The organism is Pseudomonas sp. YQ_6, assembly GCF_043103245.1.
In the GTDB taxonomy this organism is placed as follows: Bacteria; Pseudomonadota; Gammaproteobacteria; order Pseudomonadales; family Pseudomonadaceae; genus Aquipseudomonas; species Aquipseudomonas alloputida.
Genome location: NZ_JBICJR010000002.1, coordinates 40,179 through 63,743, shown reverse-complemented (window position 1 = coordinate 63,743; position 23,565 = coordinate 40,179). Strand labels below are relative to the sequence as shown.

26 protein-coding genes are annotated in these 23,565 nt (G+C 56.4%); 25 read left to right on the top strand and 1 reads right to left on the bottom strand.

The genetic code is table 11. The features are described 5' to 3' along the window. Positions 1–13: 13 nt before the first annotated feature. The 17 genes from rplE (at position 14) to bfr (ending at position 10,203) form a co-directional block, all read left to right on the top strand. Positions 14–553, top strand: coding sequence for a 50S ribosomal protein L5 (rplE, locus tag ACF8FG_RS00350; RefSeq protein ID WP_003255474.1), 540 nt, complete (start codon positions 14–16; stop codon positions 551–553). Positions 554–566: 13 nt separating this feature from the next. After that, positions 567–872 (top strand): 30S ribosomal protein S14, encoded by a 306-nt coding sequence (rpsN, locus tag ACF8FG_RS00345; RefSeq protein WP_003255472.1) that lies wholly within the window; start codon positions 567–569, stop codon positions 870–872. Between the two features lie 208 nt (positions 873–1,080). Then, complete coding sequence (gene rpsH / locus ACF8FG_RS00340) at positions 1,081–1,473, top strand: 30S ribosomal protein S8 (protein WP_003255471.1); 393 nt, start codon at positions 1,081–1,083, stop codon at positions 1,471–1,473. A gap of 12 nt (positions 1,474–1,485) precedes the next feature. Next, positions 1,486–2,019 carry a 50S ribosomal protein L6 gene (gene rplF / locus ACF8FG_RS00335; RefSeq protein ID WP_003255469.1) on the top strand — a complete coding sequence of 178 codons (534 nt, stop codon included), beginning with the start codon at positions 1,486–1,488 and terminating at the stop codon, positions 2,017–2,019. A 10-nt stretch (positions 2,020–2,029) separates the two neighbouring features. Continuing rightward, positions 2,030–2,380 carry a 50S ribosomal protein L18 gene (rplR, locus tag ACF8FG_RS00330; RefSeq protein WP_003255467.1) on the top strand — a complete coding sequence of 117 codons (351 nt, stop codon included), beginning with the start codon at positions 2,030–2,032 and terminating at the stop codon, positions 2,378–2,380. Positions 2,381–2,383: 3 nt separating this feature from the next. Next, positions 2,384–2,884, top strand: coding sequence for a 30S ribosomal protein S5 (rpsE, locus tag ACF8FG_RS00325; RefSeq protein WP_003255465.1), 501 nt, complete (start codon positions 2,384–2,386; stop codon positions 2,882–2,884). A gap of 2 nt (positions 2,885–2,886) precedes the next feature. Next, entirely contained in the window at positions 2,887–3,063 is a 177-nt protein-coding gene (gene rpmD / locus ACF8FG_RS00320) for a 50S ribosomal protein L30 (protein ID WP_003255463.1), read from the top strand. 3 nt (positions 3,064–3,066) lie between these two features. Next, entirely contained in the window at positions 3,067–3,501 is a 435-nt protein-coding gene (rplO, locus tag ACF8FG_RS00315) for a 50S ribosomal protein L15 (protein ID WP_003255461.1), read from the top strand. Further along, a complete protein-coding gene (gene secY / locus ACF8FG_RS00310) occupies positions 3,502–4,833 on the top strand; it encodes a preprotein translocase subunit SecY (protein ID WP_003257108.1) in 1,332 nt (443 codons plus the stop codon). 28 nt (positions 4,834–4,861) lie between these two features. Continuing rightward, positions 4,862–4,978, top strand: coding sequence for a 50S ribosomal protein L36 (rpmJ, locus tag ACF8FG_RS00305; protein WP_002555468.1), 117 nt, complete (start codon positions 4,862–4,864; stop codon positions 4,976–4,978). A gap of 131 nt (positions 4,979–5,109) precedes the next feature. Then, positions 5,110–5,466, top strand: a complete 357-nt coding sequence (gene rpsM / locus ACF8FG_RS00300; RefSeq protein ID WP_003255457.1) for a 30S ribosomal protein S13 — start codon at positions 5,110–5,112, stop codon at positions 5,464–5,466. A gap of 18 nt (positions 5,467–5,484) precedes the next feature. After that, positions 5,485–5,874 carry a 30S ribosomal protein S11 gene (gene rpsK / locus ACF8FG_RS00295; RefSeq protein WP_003255454.1) on the top strand — a complete coding sequence of 130 codons (390 nt, stop codon included), beginning with the start codon at positions 5,485–5,487 and terminating at the stop codon, positions 5,872–5,874. A gap of 15 nt (positions 5,875–5,889) precedes the next feature. Beyond that, positions 5,890–6,510: a 30S ribosomal protein S4 gene (gene rpsD, locus ACF8FG_RS00290; protein WP_003255453.1), complete on the top strand. Its 621-nt coding sequence runs from the start codon at positions 5,890–5,892 to the stop codon at positions 6,508–6,510. A gap of 22 nt (positions 6,511–6,532) precedes the next feature. Continuing rightward, a complete protein-coding gene (locus tag ACF8FG_RS00285; RefSeq protein WP_003255452.1) occupies positions 6,533–7,534 on the top strand; it encodes a DNA-directed RNA polymerase subunit alpha in 1,002 nt (333 codons plus the stop codon). 42 nt (positions 7,535–7,576) lie between these two features. Next, positions 7,577–7,963 carry a 50S ribosomal protein L17 gene (rplQ, locus tag ACF8FG_RS00280; RefSeq protein WP_003255451.1) on the top strand — a complete coding sequence of 129 codons (387 nt, stop codon included), beginning with the start codon at positions 7,577–7,579 and terminating at the stop codon, positions 7,961–7,963. A 172-nt stretch (positions 7,964–8,135) separates the two neighbouring features. Next, positions 8,136–9,575: a catalase gene (locus ACF8FG_RS00275; protein ID WP_010951777.1), complete on the top strand. Its 1,440-nt coding sequence runs from the start codon at positions 8,136–8,138 to the stop codon at positions 9,573–9,575. 163 nt (positions 9,576–9,738) lie between these two features. Beyond that, a complete protein-coding gene (gene bfr / locus ACF8FG_RS00270; RefSeq protein WP_003255449.1) occupies positions 9,739–10,203 on the top strand; it encodes a bacterioferritin in 465 nt (154 codons plus the stop codon). Positions 10,204–10,275: 72 nt separating this feature from the next. Here the strand turns inward: bfr and uvrA are convergent, their stop codons facing one another. Then, positions 10,276–13,110: an excinuclease ABC subunit UvrA gene (uvrA, locus tag ACF8FG_RS00265; protein ID WP_014589478.1), complete on the bottom strand. Its 2,835-nt coding sequence runs from the start codon at positions 13,108–13,110 to the stop codon at positions 10,276–10,278. 129 nt (positions 13,111–13,239) lie between these two features. On the opposite strand from uvrA, the gene ACF8FG_RS00260 reads away from it, so the two are divergent. From ACF8FG_RS00260 to ACF8FG_RS00225, 8 genes are all read left to right on the top strand, one after another. After that, on the top strand, positions 13,240–14,634 hold the full coding sequence (locus tag ACF8FG_RS00260) for an MFS transporter (protein WP_119714200.1): 1,395 nt from the start codon (positions 13,240–13,242) through the stop codon (positions 14,632–14,634). Positions 14,635–14,643: 9 nt separating this feature from the next. Continuing rightward, positions 14,644–15,189 carry a single-stranded DNA-binding protein gene (locus ACF8FG_RS00255; RefSeq protein ID WP_003255446.1) on the top strand — a complete coding sequence of 182 codons (546 nt, stop codon included), beginning with the start codon at positions 14,644–14,646 and terminating at the stop codon, positions 15,187–15,189. 143 nt (positions 15,190–15,332) lie between these two features. Next, positions 15,333–16,550, top strand: a complete 1,218-nt coding sequence (locus tag ACF8FG_RS00250; RefSeq protein ID WP_392518587.1) for a site-specific integrase — start codon at positions 15,333–15,335, stop codon at positions 16,548–16,550. Continuing rightward, complete coding sequence (locus ACF8FG_RS00245) at positions 16,540–18,060, top strand: site-specific integrase (RefSeq protein ID WP_392518586.1); 1,521 nt, start codon at positions 16,540–16,542, stop codon at positions 18,058–18,060. The genes ACF8FG_RS00250 and ACF8FG_RS00245 overlap by 11 nt, the downstream gene beginning before the upstream one ends. After that, entirely contained in the window at positions 18,053–20,068 is a 2,016-nt protein-coding gene (locus ACF8FG_RS00240) for an integrase (protein WP_392518585.1), read from the top strand. The genes ACF8FG_RS00245 and ACF8FG_RS00240 overlap by 8 nt, the downstream gene beginning before the upstream one ends. A 3-nt stretch (positions 20,069–20,071) precedes the next feature. Continuing rightward, positions 20,072–20,485: a hypothetical protein gene (locus ACF8FG_RS00235; RefSeq protein WP_392518584.1), complete on the top strand. Its 414-nt coding sequence runs from the start codon at positions 20,072–20,074 to the stop codon at positions 20,483–20,485. Continuing rightward, on the top strand, positions 20,485–20,925 hold the full coding sequence (locus ACF8FG_RS00230) for a VPA1267 family protein (RefSeq protein WP_392518583.1): 441 nt from the start codon (positions 20,485–20,487) through the stop codon (positions 20,923–20,925). Before ACF8FG_RS00235 ends, ACF8FG_RS00230 begins: the two co-directional genes overlap by 1 nt. Then, positions 20,922–23,198 (top strand): ATP-dependent RecD-like DNA helicase, encoded by a 2,277-nt coding sequence (locus ACF8FG_RS00225; protein ID WP_392518582.1) that lies wholly within the window; start codon positions 20,922–20,924, stop codon positions 23,196–23,198. Before ACF8FG_RS00230 ends, ACF8FG_RS00225 begins: the two co-directional genes overlap by 4 nt. Positions 23,199–23,565 lie beyond the last annotated feature (367 nt).

Below are 23,565 nucleotides of genomic sequence, written 5' to 3'. Positions count from 1 at the left end.
TAGGTAGAAGACCATGGCACGACTGAAAGAGATTTACCGGAACGAAATCGCTCCTAAGCTTAAGGAAGAACTTAAGCTGTCGAACGTGATGGAAGTTCCGCGCGTTACCAAGATCACCCTGAACATGGGTCTGGGCGAAGCGATCGGCGACAAGAAAGTCATCGAGCACGCTGTTGCCGACCTGGAAAAGATCACCGGTCAAAAGCCGGTCGTGACTTTCGCTCGCAAATCCATCGCTGGCTTCAAAGTCCGCGAAGGCTGGCCGATCGGCGTCAAGGTGACCCTGCGTAGCGACAAGATGTACGAATTCCTGGACCGCCTGCTGGCGATCTCCCTGCCTCGGGTTCGCGACTTCCGCGGCCTGAATGCCAAGTCCTTCGATGGTCGTGGCAACTACAGCATGGGCGTGAAAGAGCAGATCATCTTCCCGGAAATCGACTACGACAAGATCGATGCTCTGCGCGGTTTGGACATCACCCTGACCACCACTGCTCGTTCGGACGACGAAGGCCGCGCTCTGCTGCGTGCTTTCAAGTTCCCGTTCCGCAACTGATTGGAGTAGGAAAATGGCCAAGAAGAGCATGAAAAACCGCGAGCTGAAGCGTCAGCTCACGGTAGCAAAGTTCGCTAAGAAGCGTGCTGAGCTGAAAGCGACCATCGTCAACCTGAACGCCTCTCCAGAAGAGCGTTTCGCTGCCGTTGTCGCTCTGCAGAAGCAGCCACGCGACGCTAGCGCCTCGCGCCTGCGCAACCGTTGCCGCCTGACCGGTCGTCCTCACGGTGTATACCGTAAGTTCGGCCTGGGCCGTAACATGCTGCGTCAAGCTGCAATGCGCGGTGACGTACCAGGCCTGGTCAAGGCCTCCTGGTAATCGCTGCAGGCAAGGCACGGGTGGAAGGGGAGCAATCTTCCGACCGCCGGTGACCTTGCCAACAAACAAGCCCCTATATGGGGCTTGTTTCGTTTCTGCCTTGTGTCTAGAATGACCGGCTCACCTGAGCCTGGGTTTTTGCCCAAACCGTTCGGGTGGTTGTCATAGCCGCAAGGCTAATAATTCTTGTATCAGGAGCATCTAGCCCATGAGTATGCAGGACCCGTTAGCGGACATGCTAACTCGCATCCGTAATGCCCAGATGGCTGAAAAGTCCGTCGTAAGCATGCCTTCCTCTACCCTGAAGGTCGCGGTTGCCAAAGTTCTGAAGGACGAAGGTTACATCGCTGGCTACCAGGTAACTGGTGAGGCCAAGCCTTCCCTGTCGATCGAACTGAAGTACTTCGAAGGCCGTCCGGTCATCGAGGAACTGAAGCGCTCCAGCCGTCCAGGCCTGCGCCAGTACAAGGCCGTCACCGATCTGCCGAAAGTACGTGGCGGTCTGGGCGTGTCTATCGTCTCCACCAACAAAGGTGTGATGACTGATCGCGCTGCGCGCGCTGCCGGTGTCGGCGGCGAAGTTCTGTGCACAGTGTTCTAAGGGGGGATAGACATGTCTCGCGTCGCTAAGAACCCCGTTAAGCTGCCATCCGGTGTCGAAGTCAAATTCGCCGGCCAGCAGCTTTCGGTGAAGGGTGCCAAAGGTACTCTCGAACTGAACGTTCACTCGTCTGTTGAAGTTACCGAAGAGTCTGGTGAGCTGCGTTTCGTCGCTCGCAATGGTGACCAGCAAGCTCGTGCCATGGCCGGTACCACCCGCGCTCTGGTCAACAACATGGTCCAAGGCGTAAGCCAAGGCTTCGAGCGCAAGCTCCAGCTGGTCGGTGTTGGTTACAAGGCACAGGCTAAAGGCACCGTCCTGAACCTGGCCCTGGGCTTCTCTCACCCAGTGGACTACGAACTGCCAGCCGGTATCACCGCTGAAACACCTAGCCAGACCGACATCCTGATCAAGGGTATCGACAAGCAGCTGGTAGGTCAGGTGGCCGCTGAAATCCGCGACTTCCGTCCGCCAGAGCCTTACAAAGGTAAAGGTGTGCGTTACGCGGACGAAGTAGTCCGTCGTAAAGAAGCCAAGAAGAAGTAGGGCCTAGTAAATGACCGACAAAAAAGTTATTCGACTGCGTCGCGCTCGCAAAGCACGTCTCAAGATGCACGAACTCGAAGTCGTGCGCCTGTGCGTGTTCCGCTCCTCGCAGCACATCTACGCCCAGGTCATTTCGGCCGACGGCAGCAAGGTTCTGGCAAGCGCCTCGACCTTGGACAAAGACCTGCGTGATGGCGCCACTGGCAACATCGACGCGGCCACTAAGGTTGGCAAGCTGGTAGCTGAGCGTGCGAAAGCCGCCGGTGTATCTCAAGTTGCCTTTGACCGTTCCGGCTTCAAGTACCATGGCCGCGTCAAAGCGCTGGCTGATGCTGCTCGTGAAGGCGGGCTGGAGTTCTAAGTTATGGCAAATAACGATCAAAAGCGCGACGAAGGCTACATCGAGAAGCTGGTTCAAGTTAACCGCGTTGCCAAAACCGTAAAAGGCGGCCGTATCTTCACCTTCACCGCGCTGACCGTGGTTGGTGATGGTAAAGGTCGTGTTGGCTTCGGCCGTGGCAAGTCGCGCGAAGTACCAGCCGCGATCCAGAAAGCCATGGAAGCTGCTCGCCGCAACATGATCCAGGTTGACCTGAAGGGCACCACCCTGCAGTACGCCACCAAGGCTGCCCACGGCGCCTCGAAGGTTTACATGCAGCCTGCCTCGGAAGGTACCGGTATCATCGCCGGTGGCGCAATGCGTGCTGTCCTGGAAGTTGCTGGTGTTCAGAACGTTCTGGCCAAGTGCTACGGTTCGACCAACCCAGTGAACGTGGTTTACGCCACCTTCAAGGGTCTGAAAGCCATGCAATCTCCTGAATCCATTGCCGCCAAGCGTGGCAAGAGCGTCGAGGAGATCTTCTGATCATGGCAACCGTAAAAGTAACGCTGATCAAGAGCGTCTCGGGCCGTCTGCCTAACCACAAGCTGTGTGTTAAAGGCCTGGGTCTGCGTCGCATCGGTCACACTGTAGAAGTCCAGGATACTCCCGAGAACCGCGGGATGATCAACAAGGCTTACTACATGCTGAAGGTCGAGGGCTAATCGATGAAACTCAATGATCTGAGTCCAGCGCCGGGTTCCCGTCGCGAGAAGCATCGTCCAGGTCGTGGTATCGGTAGCGGTCTGGGTAAGACCGGCGGCCGTGGCCACAAAGGTCAGACTTCCCGTTCGGGTGGTTCGATCGCTCCTGGCTTCGAAGGCGGTCAACAGCCGCTGCACCGTCGCCTGCCGAAGTTCGGCTTCGTTTCCCTGAAAGCCATGGACCGCGCTGAAGTGCGTCTGTCCGAGCTGGCCAAAGTGGAAGGCGACGTGATCTCCGTGCAATCCCTGAAGGATGCCAACGTGATCAACCAGCACATTCAGCGTGTGAAAATCATGCTGTCTGGCGAAGTTACTCGCGCAGTCACCATCAAGGGTATCGCAGCCACCAAGGGTGCGCGTGCGGCTATCGAAGCAGCTGGCGGCAAATTCGAGGAATAAATGGCTAAGCAAGGTGCTCTCTCTTCGCTCGGTAAGGGCGGGATGTCGGAACTCTGGGCTCGTCTGCGCTTTCTGTTCATGGCGATCATCGTCTATCGGATAGGTGCGCATATCCCGGTTCCCGGCATCAATCCGGACCGTCTGGCGGATCTGTTTCGGCAGAATGAGGGGACCATTCTTAGCTTGTTCAACATGTTTTCCGGTGGCGCGCTCGAGCGCATGAGCATCTTTGCACTGGGGATCATGCCGTACATTTCGGCATCGATCATCATGCAGTTGATGACGGCGGTCAGCCCGCAACTGGAGCAGTTGAAGAAGGAAGGTGAAGCTGGCCGTCGCAAGATCAGCCAGTACACCCGCTACGGCACCGTTATCCTGGCACTGGTCCAAGCCATTGGCATGTCCATTGGCCTGGCCAACCAGGGCGTGGCGTTTTCTGTAGGCCTGGGCTTCCATGTCGTCGCTGTTTCCACTTTCGTGGCAGGCGCGATGTTCATGATGTGGCTGGGCGAGCAGATCACCGAGCGCGGTGTGGGCAACGGTATCTCGATGTTGATTTTCGCGGGTATCGTTGCCGGTCTTCCGAGAGCAATCGGGCAGTCTTTCGAGTCTGCACGCACAGGCGATATCAACATTTTCGCCCTGGTCGCCATCGGTCTGCTGGCAGTAGCGATTATCGGTTTTGTGGTGTTCATTGAGCGTGGTCAGCGTCGTATCGCCGTTCATTACGCCAAGCGTCAGCAGGGCCGTAAGGTCTTCGCTGCGCAGACTAGCCACTTGCCGCTGAAAGTGAACATGGCGGGGGTTATCCCGGCCATTTTCGCGAGCAGCATTCTGCTGTTCCCGGCTTCGCTGGGTGCCTGGTTTGGTCAGTCCGAAGGTATGGGCTGGCTGCAGGACATCTCGCAGTCGATCGCTCCTGGTCAGCCGTTGAACATTCTGCTGTTTAGTGCAGGGATCATTTTCTTCTGCTTCTTCTACACAGCGTTGATGTTCAACCCGAAAGACGTAGCGGAAAACCTGAAGAAGTCCGGTGCCTTTATTCCGGGTATCCGTCCTGGTGAGCAGTCGGCGCGCTACATTGATGGCGTTCTGACCCGTTTGACCATGTTCGGTGCTCTTTACATGATGGCCGTCTGCCTTCTGCCCCAGTTCCTGGTGGTGGCAGCAAATGTGCCGTTCTACCTTGGCGGGACCTCGTTGCTGATTGTGGTAGTGGTTGTGATGGACTTCATGTCCCAAGTACAATCGCACCTCGTTTCGCACCAGTACGAATCCCTGATGAAGAAAGCCAACCTGAAAGGCTACGGTGGCAGCGGTTTGCTGCGCTGATACGCCCCTAAGGTTCGAGGAGTCGGTAATGAAAGTTCGTGCATCGGTGAAAAAGCTGTGCCGTAACTGCAAGATCATCCGTCGCGAAGGCGTCGTACGAGTGATCTGCAGCGCGGAACCGCGTCACAAACAGCGCCAAGGCTGAGTGTGATCTGCGCTTCAAACCCAGCAGCTAGTGTGCTGCTGGGTTGATTATTCGTTTCTACAGCGATATTATCTCGCGCCCTATTTCTTGGCTTCCGGGGCGTAGGTAGCTGTCAATTGGAGTCCCACTGAATGGCCCGTATTGCAGGCGTCAACATTCCAGATAACAAGCATACTGTTATCTCGCTGACCTACATCTATGGTGTCGGTCGCACAACTGCACAGAAGATTTGTGCAGACGCTGGTGTAAACCCAGCCGCTAAGATCAAGGATCTGAGCGACGAGCAAATCGAAACCCTGCGTGGCGAAGTCGCGAAGTTCACCACCGAAGGTGACCTGCGTCGTGACATCAACATGAAGATCAAGCGCTTGATGGACCTGGGTTGCTACCGCGGCCTGCGTCATCGTAAAGGTCTGCCGGTTCGCGGTCAGCGCACCAAGACCAACGCACGCACCCGTAAGGGCCCGCGTAAGCCGATCCGCAAGTAATCGCCCAGGAATATAGACATGGCAAAACCTGCTGCTCGTCCTCGTAAGAAAGTCAAAAAGACAGTGGTTGATGGCATCGCCCACATCCATGCTTCTTTCAACAACACCATCGTGACCATCACCGACCGTCAGGGCAATGCTTTGTCCTGGGCGACCTCCGGTGGTTCGGGTTTCCGTGGTTCGCGCAAATCCACCCCGTTCGCAGCTCAGATCGCTGCTGAGCGTGCTGGTCAAGCTGCGCTGGAATACGGTCTGAAGAACCTCGACGTTAACGTCAAGGGGCCAGGTCCAGGTCGTGAGTCCGCCGTTCGTGCATTGAACAGCTGCGGCTACAAGATCGCCAGCATCACCGACGTGACGCCAATCCCGCACAACGGGTGCCGTCCGCCGAAGAAGCGTCGCGTGTAATCAGGAGACAGAAGAATGGCACGTTACATTGGTCCAAAATGCAAACTGTCTCGTCGTGAAGGCACTGATCTTTTCCTGAAGAGCGGCGTTCGCGCTCTGGAATCGAAGTGCAATATCGAAGCAGCCCCAGGTATCCACGGCCAGCGCCGTGGCCGTCAGTCCGACTACGGCACCCAGCTGCGTGAGAAACAAAAAGTCCGTCGTATCTACGGTGTTCTGGAGCGTCAGTTCCGCGGTTACTACCAAGCTGCTGCCTCTAAAAAAGGCGCAACCGGTGAAAACCTGCTGCAACTGCTCGAGTGCCGTCTGGATAACGTCGTTTACCGTATGGGCTTCGGCTCGACTCGTTCCGAGTCCCGTCAGCTGGTTTCGCACAAAGCGATCAGCGTCAACGGTAAGACTGTAAACATTCCATCCTACCAAGTTCGTCCGGGTGACGTGGTCGCAGTCCGCGAGAAATCGCTGGGCCAGTTGCGCATTGTTCAAGCCCTTGAACTGTGCGCCCAGCGTGGCCGCGTTGAGTGGGTTGACGTGGATGCTGCTAAAAAGTCGGGCGTTTTCAAGAACGTTCCTGCTCGCAGCGACCTGTCTGCCGACATCAACGAAAACCTGATTGTCGAGCTCTACTCCAAGTAAGGGCTAGAAAATAGGTGCATCCATGCAGATTTCGGTAAATGAGTTCCTGACTCCCCGCCACATTGATGTGCAGGTAGTCAGTCCGACCCGCGCCAAAATTACGCTCGAGCCTCTCGAGCGTGGTTTCGGCCATACCCTGGGCAACGCGCTGCGCCGCATCCTGTTGTCCTCCATGCCTGGCTGTGCAGTAGTCGAGGCCGAGATCGATGGCGTACTCCATGAGTACTCCGCGATCGAAGGTGTTCAGGAAGACGTAATTGAAATCCTGTTGAACCTGAAAGGTCTCGCTATCAAACTGCATGGTCGTGACGAAGTTACGCTGACCTTGTCGAAAAAGGGTTCGGGGGTGGTTACCGCTGCCGATATTCAGCTGGATCACGATGTCGAGATCGTCAACCCCGATCACGTAATCGCGAACCTGGCGTCGAACGGCGCTCTGAACATGAAGCTCACTGTAGCTCGTGGTCGTGGTTACGAGCCGGCCGACTCCCGTCAAACCGACGAAGACGAAAGCCGTAGCATTGGCCGTCTGCAGTTGGACGCCTCCTTCAGCCCGGTGCGTCGTATCGCCTATGTGGTCGAGAACGCCCGTGTTGAACAGCGTACCAACCTGGACAAACTGGTCATTGATCTGGAAACCAACGGCACCCTGGATCCTGAAGAGGCTATCCGCCGCGCTGCGACCATTCTGCAACAGCAGTTGGCTGCGTTCGTCGACCTCAAAGGTGACAGCGAGCCTGTCGTAGTCGAGCAGGAAGACGAGATCGATCCGATCCTGCTGCGTCCGGTTGACGACCTGGAACTGACTGTACGTTCGGCCAACTGCCTCAAGGCGGAGAACATCTACTACATCGGCGACCTGATTCAGCGTACCGAAGTAGAGCTGTTGAAGACTCCTAACCTGGGTAAGAAGTCCCTGACTGAAATCAAGGACGTTCTGGCCTCTCGTGGTCTGTCTCTCGGCATGCGCCTCGACAACTGGCCGCCTGCAAGTCTTAAGAAAGACGACAAGGCGACCGCCTGATCGTCGTAATCACCGAACGTAGTGTTTGGTAAGGAATGAATCATGCGTCATCGTAAAAGTGGACGTCACCTGAGCCGTACCAGCTCTCACCGCAAGGCTATGTTCCAGAACATGGCAGTGTCGCTGATCGAGCACGAGCTGATCAAAACCACCCTGCCGAAAGCCAAGGAACTGCGCCGCGTTGCCGAGCCGCTGATCACCCTGGCCAAGGAAGACAGCGTTGCTAACCGTCGTCTGGCCTTCGACCGTACCCGTTCGAAGTCCGCTGTTGGCAAACTGTTCAACGACCTGGGCAAGCGTTACGCCACCCGTCAGGGCGGCTACCTGCGCATCCTGAAGTGCGGTTTCCGCGCTGGCGACAACGCGCCTATGGCGTACGTCGAGCTGGTTGATCGTCCGGTCGGCGGTGCTGTAGAAGCTGCTGAGTAAGACGTTCTGTCTGCTACAGAAAACCGGGCCTAGTGCCCGGTTTTTTGTTTGTACATCTATTGTTTATCTCTATTGATGTAAGTCATGTAATGAATTTGTCCCTGTAATCTTGCTCGTCAATACTCTTTCTACAGCCGATTAGCCGGCCCTTGAAGAACGAAAAGGAGAGCCCATGAGCAAGATTCTCACCACCGCTAGCGGTGCACCTGTAGCCGACAACCAGAACTCCCGCTCCGCCGGCCCGCGCGGTCCGCTGCTGCTCGACGACTTCCACCTGATCGAGAAGCTCGCCCATTTCAACCGCGAGAACATTCCTGAGCGCCGCGTCCATGCCAAAGGCTCGGGCGCCTACGGTACCTTTACCGTTACTCACGATATCACCGGCTATACCAGCGCCAAGCTGTTCGAAGAGGTCGGTAAACAAACCGAGACTTTCTTACGGTTCTCCACCGTTGGTGGCGAGCGCGGCTCTGCAGATACCGAGCGTGACCCGCGTGGCTTCGCGGTGAAGTTCTACACCGAAGAAGGTAACTGGGACATCGTCGGTAACAACACGCCAGTGTTCTTCATTCGTGATCCACTGAAGTTCCCGGACTTTATCCACACCCAGAAGCGCCACCCGCAGTCCAACCTGAAGAATGCTCAGATGATGTGGGACTTCTGGTCGCACTCCCCAGAAGCGCTGCATCAGGTCACCATCCTGTTTTCCGACCGTGGCATTCCGGACGGCTACCGTCACATGCATGGCTTTGGCAGCCACACCTACAGCCTGATCAATGCAAAGGGTGAGCGCACTTGGGTCAAGTGGCACTTCAAGACCCAACAAGGCATCAAGAACCTCACCCCGGCAGACGCTGCACGCCTGGCAGGTACCGACCCGGACTACGCTCAGCGCGACCTCTTCGAGGCCATCGAGCGTGGCGACTACCCGCGCTGGACTGTCTGCATTCAGGTGATGAGCGAAGCCGAGGCTGCCAGCCGCGATGAGAACCCATTCGACGTGACCAAGACCTGGTCGCAGAAGGATTATCCGCTCATCGAGGTGGGTGTACTGGAGCTCAACCGTAACCCGCTCAACTATTTTGCGGAGGTCGAGCAGGCCGCGTTCGGGCCGAGCAATATGGTGCCCGGCGTCGGTCTTTCGCCGGACCGCATGCTGCAAGGCCGTGTATTCGCCTACGCCGACGCGCACCGCTATCGCGTGGGTACCAACCACCAGCAATTGCCAGTCAACGCGCCACGCTGCCCGGTGAACAGCTACCAGCGTGACGGCTCGATGGCCACCGGCAGTTACGGTAGTGCACCGAACTACGAGCCAAACAGCTACAGCGATGCCCCGAAACAGTCGCCACGTCATGCTGAGCCAGCATTGGCCATGAATGGTTCGGCTGATCGCTACGATCACCGCGAGGACACCGACTACTTCAGCCATGCCGGCGCTTTGTTCCGTTTGATGAACGATGAGCAGAAGGCCCTGCTGATCAGCAACATCGCCGGTACCATGGCGGGCGTCAGCGAAGACGTGATCCAGCGTCAGTTACAGTACTTTTTCAAGGCGGATCCGGCCTACGGCGAAGGAATTGCCAAGGCTTTGGGCATCAATCTCGCCTAAGTCGAAGTGATAAGAAGAACCGCCCTCATTTGGGCGGTTTTTCAATGAATATCACTACTGTTTAACCGATTTTTTGCGTCTAATTGCGCGTTTTTCAGTGACCATAGACAAAAGCTGGTTCACACTATGTGGCATAGACGTTTTCACATGGAGAATCAGGGCGATGCAAGGCCACCCGGATGTAATCAACTATCTCGTCACGCTGCTGAAGGGCGAACTGGCGGCACGCGACCAGTACTTCATTCATTCGCGCATGTACGAAGACTGGGGCCTGTCCAAGCTCTACGAGCGCATCAACCACGAGATGGAGGAAGAGACGCAACACGCCGATGCCCTGATGCGCCGTATCCTCATGCTCGAAGGGACCCCTGACATGCGAGCGGATGACCTGGAGGTCGGCAGCACCGTGCCGGAAATGATCGAGGCGGACCTCAAGCTCGAATACAAGGTGCGCGGTGCGCTTTGCAAAGGCATCGAGCTGTGCGAATTGCACAAGGACTACGTCAGTCGTGACATCCTGCGTGCGCAGCTGGCCGACACCGAAGAAGATCACACCTACTGGCTTGAGAAGCAGCAGGGCCTGATCAAGGCCATCGGGCTGGAAAACTACCTGCAGTCGCAGATGTAAGTTATCCACAGACTCAAGTAAAAGCCCCTGGCACCATCGGTACCAGGGGCTTTTTCATTGCGCTGGCAATACTCAGGCCCTATCCCGCTCCAGCAATGGTTTCAGGTAATGGCCGGTATATGACTGCTTCATCTCGCTCAGCTCTTCTGGTGTACCGCAGGCAATGATCTGCCCACCCTTGGAGCCGCCCTCAGGCCCCAGATCAACCAGCCAGTCGGCGGTCTTGATCACATCCAGGTTATGCTCGATCACCACCACGGTATTGCCGTGGTCGCGCAGGCGATGCAACACGTCCAGCAGTTGCTGGATATCGGCAAAGTGCAGGCCGGTGGTAGGTTCGTCGAGGATGTACAAGGTCTTGCCGGTATCGCGCTTGGACAGTTCGCGCGACAGCTTTACCCGCTGCGCCTCACCGCCGGACAACGTGGTCGCTGATTGCCCCAGTTTGATGTACGACAGGCCCACATCCATCAATGTTTGCAGCTTGCGCGCCAGCGCCGGCACTGCATCGAAGAACTCGCGGGCATCCTCGATGGTCATTTCCAGCACCTCGTGGATGTTCTTGCCCTTGTACTTGATCTCCAGGGTTTCTCGGTTGTAGCGCTTGCTCTTGCACACGTCACACGGCACGTAGATGTCCGGCAGGAAGTGCATTTCCACCTTGATCAGGCCATCGCCCTGGCAGGCCTCGCAACGGCCACCCTTGACGTTGAACGAGAAACGCCCCGGGCCATAACCACGCGAGCGTGACTCCGGTACACCGGAGAACAGCTCGCGGATCGGCGTGAAGATGCCGGTGTAGGTGGCCGGGTTGGAGCGCGGCGTGCGGCCGATCGGGCTCTGGTCGATATCCACCACCTTGTCCAGGTGCTGCAGGCCGTCCATGCTGCTGTGCGGTGCGGCTTCCAGGCTGCTTGCGCCATTGAGGGCGGTGGCGGCCAAGGGGTAAAGGGTATTGTTGATCAGCGTCGATTTACCCGAGCCGGATACACCGGTCACGCAGGTCAGCAGGCCGATCGGTACTTCCAGGTCGACGTTCTGCAGGTTGTTGCCACGTGCGCCCTTGAGCTTGAGCTGCAGCTTCTTGTTGCGCGGTGTGCGCTTGGCCGGCACGACGATCTTCTTGCGCCCGGACAGGTACTTGCCAGTCAGCGAATCGGGATGGTCCATGACCTCCTGGGGCGAGCCCTCGGCGACGATCTGCCCACCGTGAACACCGGCGCCCGGGCCGATATCGACCACGTAGTCGGCCAGCCGAATGGCGTCCTCGTCGTGTTCCACCACGATCACCGTGTTGCCCAGGTCGCGCAAATGGTTAAGTGTGGCCAACAGGCGGTCGTTGTCGCGTTGATGAAGGCCGATGGACGGTTCATCGAGGATGTACATCACCCCCACCAGACCGGCACCGATCTGGCTGGCGAGTCGGATACGTTGCGCTTCGCCACCGGACAGGGTGTCGGCGCTACGATCCAGGGTCAGGTAGTCGAGGCCGACATTGACCAGAAACTGAAGTCGTTCGCAGATTTCCTTGAGGATTTTTGCCGCGATTTCGCCACGTCGGCCAGTAAGGGTCAGTTGACCAAAGTAGTTGCTGGCTTCACCGATCGGCATATTGGTTACAGCCGGCAGGGTCTTCTCGCCCACCCACACATGGCGCGCCTCGCGGCGCAGGCGCGTACCCCGGCAATCCGGGCACGGTTGCGTGCCAAGGAATTTGGCCAGTTCTTCACGCACGGTGGCCGATTCGGTTTCGCGGTAGCGACGCTCAAGGTTTGGCACAATGCCTTCGAACGGGTGCGATCGCTTGACGATGTCGCCTCGGTCGTTGAGGTACTTGAAATCGACACTCTGCTTGCCGCTGCCCTGCAGGATCACTTTCTGGTGTTCGGCTGACAGCTCGCCGAAAGGCTCCTCCAGGCTGAAGCCGTAGTGCGCAGCCAACGAACCGAGCATCTGGAAGTAGTACACGTTACGCCGGTCCCAGCCGCGGATCGCGCCTTCGGCCAAGGTCAGTTCGGTGTTGACCAGGCGTTTGGTGTCGAAGAACTGCTTGACCCCCAGGCCGTCGCAGGTCGGGCAGGCGCCAGCCGGGTTGTTGAAGGAAAACAGCTTCGGTTCCAGCTCGCTGATCGCGTGGCCGCACACCGGACAGGCGAAGCGCGCGGAGAAGATCGTCTCTTCGCCTTGTTCGTCGTCCATCGGTGCCACCAGGGCAATACCATCGGCCAGCTTCAACGCGGTTTCGAACGATTCGGCCAGGCGCTGTTGCAGGTCGGCGCGGACTTTGAATCGGTCCACCACCACATCGATGCTGTGCTTCTTCTGCTTGTCCAGCTTGGGCAACTCATCAAGCTCGTAGAGCTTGCCGTTGACCCTGGCCCGCACGAAGCCCTGGGCGCGAAGCTCGTCAAACACCGCCAGGTGCTCGCCCTTGCGCTCGCGCACTACCGGCGCAAGCAGCATCAGCTTGCTGCCTTCCGGGCGCTCCAGCACCAGGTCGACCATCTGGCTGATCGTTTGCGCCTCCAGCGGGATATCGTGGTCCGGGCAGCGTGGAGTACCGACGCGGGCGTATAGCAGGCGCAGATAATCGTAGATTTCGGTAATGGTGCCGACCGTGGAGCGCGGGTTGTGCGAGGTCGACTTCTGCTCGATCGAAATCGCTGGCGACAGGCCTTCGATGGTGTCGACGTCGGGCTTTTCCATCATCGACAGGAACTGCCGGGCGTAGGCCGACAGCGATTCCACGTAGCGGCGCTGGCCTTCGGCGTACAAGGTATCGAACGCCAGGGACGACTTGCCGGAACCGGACAAGCCGGTGATCACGATCAACTTGTCCCGGGGCAGGGTCAGGTCGATGTTCTTCAGGTTGTGGGTACGTGCCCCACGAATAAGGATCTTGTCCACTGCGGCCTCGCTTGGCGGGCATAAACAAGGAAGTATACGGCGCGCCAGTATGACGCGGCAAAGCGTCGCGTTGATGCCGTCAAGCTGTCGGACTGATAGAATCGCCGCCGGTTCACACGAGGTTAATCCATGCACGACACCCACAACGAGCGTATGAGTAGCGGCGAAACCCGCGCCGCTGGCGGCCTTGCCCTGGTCTTTGCCTTTCGTATGCTGGGCATGTTCATGGTCTTGCCGGTACTGGCCACCTACGGCATGGACCTGGCTGGCGCCACGCCTGCCCTGATCGGCCTGGCCATTGGTGCCTATGGCCTGACCCAGGCGATATTGCAGATCCCGTTCGGGATGATTTCCGACCGCATCGGTCGTCGGCCGGTGATTTATCTGGGGCTGGTGATCTTCGCCCTGGGCAGTGTACTGGCGGCCCAAGCCGACTCTATCTGGGGCGTGATTGCCGGGCGCATCCTGCAGGGCGCGGGGGCAATTTCTGCTGCGGTCATGGCACTGCTGTCGGACCTCACCCGCGAACAACACCGGACCAAGGCCATGGCCATGATCGGCATGAGCATCGGCCTTTCGTTTGCTGTCGCCATGGTCGTCGGCCCATTGCTGACAAGTGCCTTTGGTTTGTCAGGTTTGTTCCTGGTCACGGCTGGGCTTGCCCTGGTCGGCATGCTGTTGATCGCGTTTGTCGTGCCCAACACCCACAGTATTTTGCAGCACCGCGAGTCGGGTGTGGCGCGCCAGGCCATCGGCCCGACCCTGCGCCATCCGGACCTTCTGCGCCTGGACGTCAGCATTTTCATCCTGCACGCCGTCCTCATGGCCAGCTTCGTTGCGCTGCCGCTGGCGTTCGTCGAGCGTGGCGGCCTGCCCAAGGAGCAGCATTGGTGGGTGTACCTGACCGCGCTGTTCATCTCATTTTTTGCAATGGTCCCGTTCATCATCTACGGCGAAAAAAAGCGCAAGATGAAACGTGTGTTGGCCGGCGCGGTCAGTGTCCTGCTGCTGACGGAGATATACTTCTGGGAGTGGGCTGACGGTTTGCGCGGACTGGTGATTGGCACCGTGGTATTCTTTACCGCATTCAACCTGCTGGAGGCTTCGCTGCCTTCTCTGGTGAGCAAGGTGTCGCCTGCCGGTGGCAAGGGGACGGCAATGGGGGTGTATTCCACCAGCCAGTTCCTCGGTGCAGCGTTAGGCGGGATTCTTGGCGGCTGGCTGTTCCAGCACGGTGGGCTGAACACGGTGTTCCTCGGTAGCGCGGTGCTGTGTGCTATCTGGCTGATCGTCGCCTTGCGCATGAACGAGCCGCCATATGTGACCAGCCTGCGCATGCCCCTGACGCCTGAGGCGGTCCGGGAGGCCGGCCTGACCGAGCGCCTGATGGCCGTGCCGGGTGTGACCGACGCTGTGGTGGTGGAAGAAGAAGCCGCCATCTATATCAAACTGGATACGAAAATTTTGGACCGTGCGACCCTCGAGCGACTGGTGAATCCAGCCTCTTCGGCGTGCGAAGCCTAGGAGAACGTTATGGCCCGTGGGGTTAACAAAGTCATTCTGGTCGGTACCTGTGGCCAGGATCCCGAAGTCCGCTACCTGCCCAACGGTAACGCCGTGACCAACCTGAGCCTGGCCACCAGCGAGCAGTGGACTGACAAGCAGTCGGGCCAGAAGGTCGAGCGTACCGAGTGGCACCGTGTGTCGCTGTTCGGCAAGGTTGCCGAAATCGCTGGCGAATACCTGCGCAAGGGTTCGCAGTGCTACATCGAAGGCAAGCTGCAGACCCGCGAGTGGGAAAAAGACGGCATCAAGCGCTACACCACCGAGATCATCGTCGATATCAACGGCACCATGCAGCTGCTCGGCGGTCGTCCGCAAGGCCAGCAGCAGGGCGGCGACCCGTACAACCAGGGTGGCGGCAATTATGGTGGTGGCCAGCAGCAACAGTACAACCAGGCACCGCCACGCCAGCAGGCCCAGCGCCCGCAACAGGCCCCTCAGCGCCCAGCGCCGCAACAGCCTGCGCCGCAGCCGGCGGCTGACTTCGACAGCTTCGATGACGATATTCCGTTCTAATTCCCACCAGAGACCTTTTTGTTAGGTTTCTCCTCAAAACCCCCGCATAGCGGGGGTTTTTTCGTTTTTGGTCTGTAAAAATTTTATTGACGAGATTTCTCAACAATCCTACCTTGAATTTACGTTAGGAATTCGAGGTGTTCATGGAGTTAGCGATCAGACGGTTTAACGGGGAGTTCGGAGAGAGGTTCTCGATCTTGGTCGATGAATCCGGCATGCCTCTTTACTACCCAGCGCTCTACGCTACTGCCGAATTGCGTGGAGCCTCCCTTTCGATCAATACCATCCATAGCGCCTTGCAGGCGATCAAATCGGTTTACGCGTGGCAGGAATACTACGGCATCGATTTGGAGTCGCGCTTCAAGCGAAGCGAGCTGCTTCAGGCCCATGAAATCCATTCGCTACGGGATTTCATGCAGAAGCCCATGGACAGCATGGTGCCTACAAAAGAAACGGTAGTGGCCATCAATCGTCGCCAGAAAAGGGTTTCGAAAGATACTCAGTACAACCGCATGACGGTTACTGCAGGCTATGTCGGATTTCTCGCCGGCAGATTGCACCCAACGACTGCGGTCAGTGCCAAGGAAATTTCTGCCATGGTCGCTCGCATCAAGGCTAACCGTCCTAAATTCGGCGACAAAACCGAAGCAGATCGATCAGATGCCAGTCTGGAAGACGGTGTACTTGATGCGATTGAAAAAATGCTAACGCCAGGTAACGAGTCGAACCCTGTAGCTGATATCGGTCTGCAGTATCGGAATGCCTTGATGTTCACCATCCTGCGCGTAACTGGCATGCGGCGCGGTGAACTGCTGAACCTAAAGATGGAAGACTTCGATTTCGCAAGATACACCGTCAAAGTCGTGCGCCGGGCTGACTCCGAGGGCGACCCTAGAGCTTACCAACCGCTTACTAAGACTAGGGAAAGGACGATTCCGCTGATACCTGAGTTAATGGACAAAATCCATAGCTACATAACCAAGTACCGTGGTGGTGTCCCAGGTGCTCGTAAACATGGCTATCTCTTTGTTGTCCACCGTCCAGGCAAGACACTGGGGTGGCCTATCTCAGGCTCGGGTTTTAGTAAGTTCATTGAAACAATATCCAACCTCGCCGATGAATTTACTGGGTTTCATGCTCATGCTCTCCGGCACCAATGGAACTACGTTTTCTCCAAGAGATGCGAAGAAAATGGATGGACGCCGGAGAAAATAGAAAAAATGAGGTCTTATCTCATGGGGTGGAGTGAGACTTCGGGAACAGCGAAAACGTATAACAAGAAATTTGTTAAAGAGGCTGCAGGTCAAGCCGTGATGGATATGCAGAAAAAATACATGAGGAAAGCGTCTGATGATCGCTGATAAAGATCAAGTGCTTGCGCAATTCGAGCGCCAAGAATTCTTTTCCAAGGATGGTTACAAAGTCTCTATCTTTTCTGATTATTGGCGGCTGAATAAAGATCATGCTATTAACTTCGGCATATCCGACTGGGTAGGTGATGATCTGAACAGGTCTTTTCGGCAGGTACTGGCTATCTACGGTGAGACGTGTTCGGCTCAATATACCGCTAGTACCTATGGCCGATTTAAAAAATACTTGGAGCTTACTCAGGGCTCCGACCCGTTCAGCCCAGAATCCCTAATTTCCTATCGTGACACTTTAGGTAAGAAGGATGAATGGCAGCTCAGTCCAATCCGTGCCTTTATTCGGACGTGGGTCAGTCTTGGTTATCCGGGCATTCCCGTCGGAACCATGCCTATGCTTGAAAAGTGGCGGATTAAGGGTAACGAAAAGGGCTACGCAGTACAGTCCATGTGTCCAGAGAGTGGCCCGTTCACTGATATCGAGATGGATGGAATTGTCTCTGGGGTTTTGGAGTGCTACGCATCGGGCAAGTTGGAACTGCGGGATGCATGTTATGCGATGATCCTGGCGATGACTGGTCGCCGGCCAGTTCAACTGGTTTCGCTGAAAGTCAAGGATCTGATTTTCGTCAATGGGAAGTACTATATAAACTTCCCTCGCGGTAAGCAGAAATATGCCGAATGGCGCAGTACGTTTTCGAAATTTGAAATTATTGAGGATCTGTGGATTCTTCTTCAAACTCAAGCAAGCGCTGTCAAGTCGTCTTTTGAAAAGGTAATTGGAAAGGCGCTTCAAGACAGGCTTGTAGGTGAACTGCCGCTTTTTCACACCTTCCATAGGTACAATGCCTCAGAGGACTTGCAGTCCCAGTTGGAGGGCGACTTTCTGCACGCAAGAGTGCTTGAAGTTAACGAGACTATGAAGTCCATTAGAGAAGTTGTCGGGATGGTCAGCGAGCGAACAGGCACAGTTCCAAGTTTGAATGCCTACCGCTTCCGCTACACATTGGGTACAAACCTGGCCCGAGAAGGTCGGGGTGAATATATCATTGCTGAGGCGCTTGATCACTCTGACATCCAAAACGCAGGCGTTTACGTTAAGAACATTCCTGACATCGTCAAACGCATCGACAAAGCTGTGGCCCTGCAACTGGCACCTATCGCACAAGCTTTCCAGGGGGTGATTGTCAGGGATGAGTCGAAAGCACACCGTGGTAAGGATCGCTCCAGCCGAGTATGTAGCGCAGGCGGCAATGTTGGCACATGCGGCAGCTATGGTTTCTGCGGCGCCCTTGCACCGATTGCCTGTTACACCTGCTCTCACTTCCAGCCATGGCTGGACGGCCCCCATGAGCTGGTTCTGGATGACCTGATTCGTGAGCGCGACAGCATCCGCGATATCACTGGCGACCTGAAGATCGCGTCAGCTAATGACCGACTCATCCTTGCCGTCAGCAATGTCGTAGCCCGCTGCAATGCAATGAAGAGCGATATTGCCGATGTCTAACGTCTTTCTTTTTGTACCCAAAACCCAGCTCACCAGTCGGGAAAACTTGGATGAGTTCATTCTCATGTGCCGTGACCGGCTGACTGTGTTTGGTGATGACCTCGATTGGTATAGCAATGCATGGCCCGGTGTAGGGAATTTCACAAAGAAGGACGCCCCATCTCGCGGGTATACGCAGGAGCAACTGCTGGATGCTGAGATCATCCCTTTCGCTAAAGCGTTTGTTCGGTATCAGCAAGGCCACAACCCGAGCCAGCTGAAGAATGAGTTCAAAGCTATCCGATGCATAGAGGCCGCGCTCCTGGAGATCAAGGGATGCGCGGATATAACTCAGACGGACATCAGCGTGCTTAACGAAGCTGCTCAGGTTGCGCGTTCATACGACGCCACTTCTTATCAGGCAGGCATCAGCCTAGTGAGGCTCGTCGATTTTCTGAATGAAAGCGGGATTGTCCGGGCGCCTATTGTTTGGAAAAACCCGATCAAGAAGCCAAAGGAGATCCATCGTACAGATGCCGTGGCCAAGCAACGGCGGCAGGAAAAAATGCCAGCTGAGTATCTGCTCGACTCAATGGCAGAGATCTTCAGTAATGATCTACTTGGCGCACGGGATCGCTTCACTTCATCGATTTTTGCATTGTGCATGTGCGCACCGTCCAGGATCACGGAGGTACAGGATCTTCCGGTTAGCTGCTTGCACCGTGGACTCGACAGCGAAGGTGTGATGCGTCTTGGGCTGAGGTTCTACGCTGGTAAGGGCTATGAGTCAGATATTAAATGGCTACCTACGCCGATGGAGCAAGTGGCTGAAGAAGCCGTGCGGCGCCTCACTGAGATGTCCGAGCCAGGTCGCAAGCTCGCCAAGTGGCTTGAAACCAACCCTGATGAGTTCTATCGCCACGAAAACTGCCCAAACGTGGGTGAAGATCAAGCGTTGACGGATGCGCAGGCATGCTTAGCGATAGGTTTTGATCCGGGAGACTCGCCAAGTGTTGCCCGTCACAGGCTCAAGCTTGGGATGAAGTCATACAAACCGTTTCCGGTTTTTTACGCGGAGCATGGTTACGTGACGCTACGTTTTCTCAATGGCTACATGCACAGCATGCTGCCTAAAGGCTGGCCGTGGATGAATAAGGAGCGACACATCAAGTATTCCGACGCTCTGTGCTGCTTCCGTCAAAACGAGTTGCGAATGGATATGCCGCCTCGCCCGATCATTGTCTGGAGCCCAGGTAAGAGTACGTTCACAACTGACATAAACTACATTGACGGTCAGGAACGCAGCATCTGGGAGCGCAACGGCTACAAGAATCCTGATGGAAGTCCTATTTCGATGTCGTCACACCAGATTCGTCACTACTTGAATACTCTGGCTCAGCGCGGCGCCATGGGGCAGTTGGATATTGCGAAATGGTCGGGGCGGGCGAACATTCATCAGAACGCCACCTATAACCACATGACAGACGACGAGCATGTCGAAATGGCTCGGGAGGCCGGAATCGGAGTCGCGCTGACTAAGATCCGAGAGAACGTTCCGGTCACGCTAGCAGACCTTGATGCGGTAGGTGAGGGGATTGCTCACATCACCATTTTTGGCTTTTGCGTGCACGACTATTCGATGCTGCCATGCCAAAAACACCGCGATTGCCTCAACTGCACAGAACAAGTCTGCGTGAAGGGTGATGACGGCAAGCTTCAGCGCCTCAAGAGCCATCGTGATGCGATCCGTGTCCAGCTCGCGAAAGCTCAGGCCGCGAACGAAGACGGCATCTACGGGGCAGATCGCTGGAGTCAGCATCAGATCAAGACTCTGGAGCGTGCTGATCAACTGATCCAGATCCTTGAGTCGACAGACACCCCAGACGGCACAATTATCCGTCTGAGTAATGACCAGGAGTTCAGCCCCCTGAAGCGTGCCATCGCAGCTCGTTCGGCGGCACCGAGCCTGCCTGCACCAAAAAAAGAAGAGCCGGATCTAGATGAGATCCGCGCCCTGATGGGAATGTAAGTAATGGCCAGGCACCTGAGTGATAGAGATGTAGATCTGGTCGTAGGACTAATCGATAGCTGGGAGGGCAAGCTCAGCTGGGACGCTCTTAGCGATGCTGTTGAGCCTTTGATCGGGATACGCCCGGCACGGCAAACGCTGGCTCTGCAGGAGAGGGTCAGGAGCGCCTTCGAACACTACAAGGAAAGACAGAAGTCGGGGTATGTAAAGGTAAAGCCCCCGGCAAGCTTGCGGATTGCTGAGCAACGAATTCGTCGGCTTGAGGCCGAGAACTCCCGGCTTGAGCATGAGAACGCTCGGTTGCTTGAGCGGTTTATCCGCTGGCAGTACAACGCCCATAAATTCAACGTTTCGGCTGAGAAACTGGACGCTCCGCTTCCATATGCTGATCGGGACTCTTCGGAGGCCAAGTCGTAATGGCTAACGGTCAGCAAATCGCTGAAGAAAACCTCGCCGCCTTTCTGGCTTGGTCGACATCAAAGTCTGATGGCGACTTCAGAGAGTACGTGCATCGGGGCAAGCTGAAGCGTTCCGAAATCGCGACTGAGTGCGGATTCGGGAAAAGCGCGCTTACGCAAAACCCAGCGATCCGCTCAGCCCTGGAGAACCTCGAAGGCGAGCTTCGAGCAGCAGGAATATTACCTCCCCTGGTCGCTTCCTTGCCGGTAGGTCAGCGCCCGGAGCCGGCGCTCAGAGACACTGAGGCCAAACAGCGTCGACAGGACGGTCAACGGCTTAACTCCTTGGAGCAAGAGAACGCCGCTTTGCGAGCAGAACTGCAAGCTGCAAAGCAGATGCTTGATCGCCATGCCCTGATCAGCGAGTTTCTTGAAGAGACGGGACGGATGCCACGATGAATGACGTCGTTCCATCTTTGATCAATGTCAGCGTGCGGGTTACGAGTATCCGTTCTGCGAACCGGAAGGGCTGCATTGCGTTCGGCCATCGAATGGACGTTATTCGAGGCGTCAATGACCGGTCTAGCCCGGTCGTCATCCGGGTTCCGGAAGCGATTGCCAAGCTCTCTGATATCGCAGTAGGTGCGATTTTTGAGGTCTACGGCGAAGTTTGCTCGGTTCTGCGCACCCATGGCGCCTTTGCGATTAACGAGATGACTGTCGACGTTCAGGATGTTCGCCTCGTCCGGCCAAGCGGCTCACAGGTCATACAGTGGCTAGGCGATAACGTGCAGGGGATAGGTGAGGTCAAGGCTACTCGGATGTGGGATGCCTTAGGTGAGCGGCTCTACGATGCGCTTGATAGTGCAGACCACACTGCAATCAACATGATCATTCCGACCGAGGAAGTCCGGGAGCGCTTGTTCAAGCGTTGGTTGGAAGACGGCGATGCCAAGACCCTTCGGTTCGTACAAGACAAGTGCATCCCGCTGGACATAGCGCGCAAAGCAATTAGGTTTCACAAGAAAAACACCATCGCGGCACTTACGAACGACCCGTATCGGTTGCTTAGCTTCGCCGGTGCTTGGTCAGTCGTAGATAAGATCGCCAGGGAAAGCTTTGATGTCAGTGTGGACGATCCACGTCGCCTCACGGCGGCATTGGAGGAGTCTCTGTACCAGGCCTCAGAAAAAGGCCACACCTGCAGCTCGTTGACGGATCTGCAGAGTAATGTGGCCTCTCTGATCAAGCCGCACGCAGCCCCAATTTCCGCGATGTCCAAGGCATTGTTCGCCGGCGCCGCAGTGGGCCAGTTCGTCTGCAAAGAGCTTGGTGATCTGGGCATCATGCTGTTTGCGCCCGGATCTTGGCTCATGGAACGCCGCTGTGCTCAGTTTGTTCGCGATCTGATTCTGAACCCAACACAACAGCCGCAACTTTTTCCCGTGGACATCAACGAGGTCATCACTCGCTTCGAAGTGTCGGAGCGTGTTCATCTTGGCCTCCCTACTTTCGGCCTGAACCACGCCCAACGTAGCGCGGTTGCTACATCGTTCTCCAACCGATTCAGCGTCATTACGGGTGGTGCTGGAGTGGGCAAAACCACTGTACTCAAGGCTCTCTATAAAGCCCTGGATACAACTGGCAGGCCCAGGTTTCAGATGGCTCTATCAGGCCGGGCCACGGCCCGAATGATCGAAGCAACGGGCGAAGAGGCGCGAACTATCGCGGGCTTCTTGCGCAAGGTGACTGAAAAGGACATGGGCCAGGCACCGGTCATCGTGATCGATGAGGCGTCGATGCTCGATCTCGTCACGTTCTATCGGCTTGTTCAGAAGCTTCCTGCAGGGTGCCAGGTGATATTGGTGGGTGACCCCTACCAGCTACCACCCATTGGGGCCGGGCTGATCCTGCACGTGCTGTGCGGTATGGCCGGCGTTCCTACCACCGAGCTCATTGAGGTCAAACGCCAAGCTAAAGGCTCTGCTATCCCGTTGGCGTCTCGTGAAATTCGCGACGGCTGGTGTCCCGATTTCAGCTCAGACGAACGCGATGACATTGTGTTTCTCCCATGTCCGGACGATCAGATCATCCCCACAGTGATCAGGCTCTATGAGCAGGATCGCGAGAACACTCAGATTCTTTCGGCCACCAAGTCGTGCGCTTTTGCCGGCGTGGCGGCACTGAACAGGACATGCCACCAGAGGTATGCCGATCACAGCCAACCGTTGCTGGCTGAGAACCCTGAAACCGGTGAGGTCGAAGCCATCGGCATGTGCGTTGGCGATCTGGTGATGTATACCGCAAACGACTGGGGTAGAAACCTCCAGAACGGCTCCCTGGGCCAGATCGACGAGATCTTCGACAAGCCACGCTCCGTGGATTTGGGGGATGATGAGAAGTCCCGTATCTGCATCGCTCTGGGAATGGCAACGTTCGACGGGGTGACGCATTACATTCTGGACACTGACATCGACTCGCTGGAGCTTGCGTACTCGATCACGGTTCATAAAGCCCAAGGCTCACAGTTCAGGCGTGTGATCATCCCGGTGCGTAAATCACGCATCCTCGATAGAACCTTCGTCTACACAGCCGCTACCAGAGCACAGGTTCAGGTGATCTTTGTTGGTGACAGGGCTGCGGTAGAGGAGGCCATAACTCTCCAGCCCAAGGCATTCTCCCGCAAGGTAGGTCTCCGGGCTCTCCTGGAGAGTGAGCTGGCAGGGCTCTGAACAGAGCCTTGCTACCCCCATCGGCAGTCAAACAATGGTGACGAAACTACCGTTCATCGGTTTTCCTGCGCCTGGAAAGCGCCCGGTGTTTGGAATTTGTGAGTAGGATTTCTGTTAGTTTTTGAGCCACCGCTGGAGCCATTTTGCGGAAAGTTAACGAAAAAACGGACGGCAATTTTTATGGTTTAGGCCTTGAATCGTGCGGTGCCTGCGATTTTTCGGGGCTTTCACTCACTCACTCGGTGGTCTGCTCGGCTTTTCGGTGTTCATAACCGTTCTGATCAGAGCGGTAGGGCGTTCAGCAAGACGAAACCCAGGGCAGTTGCCCTGGGTTTTTTTATGGGCAGCACCGCGTATCTGGCATCGC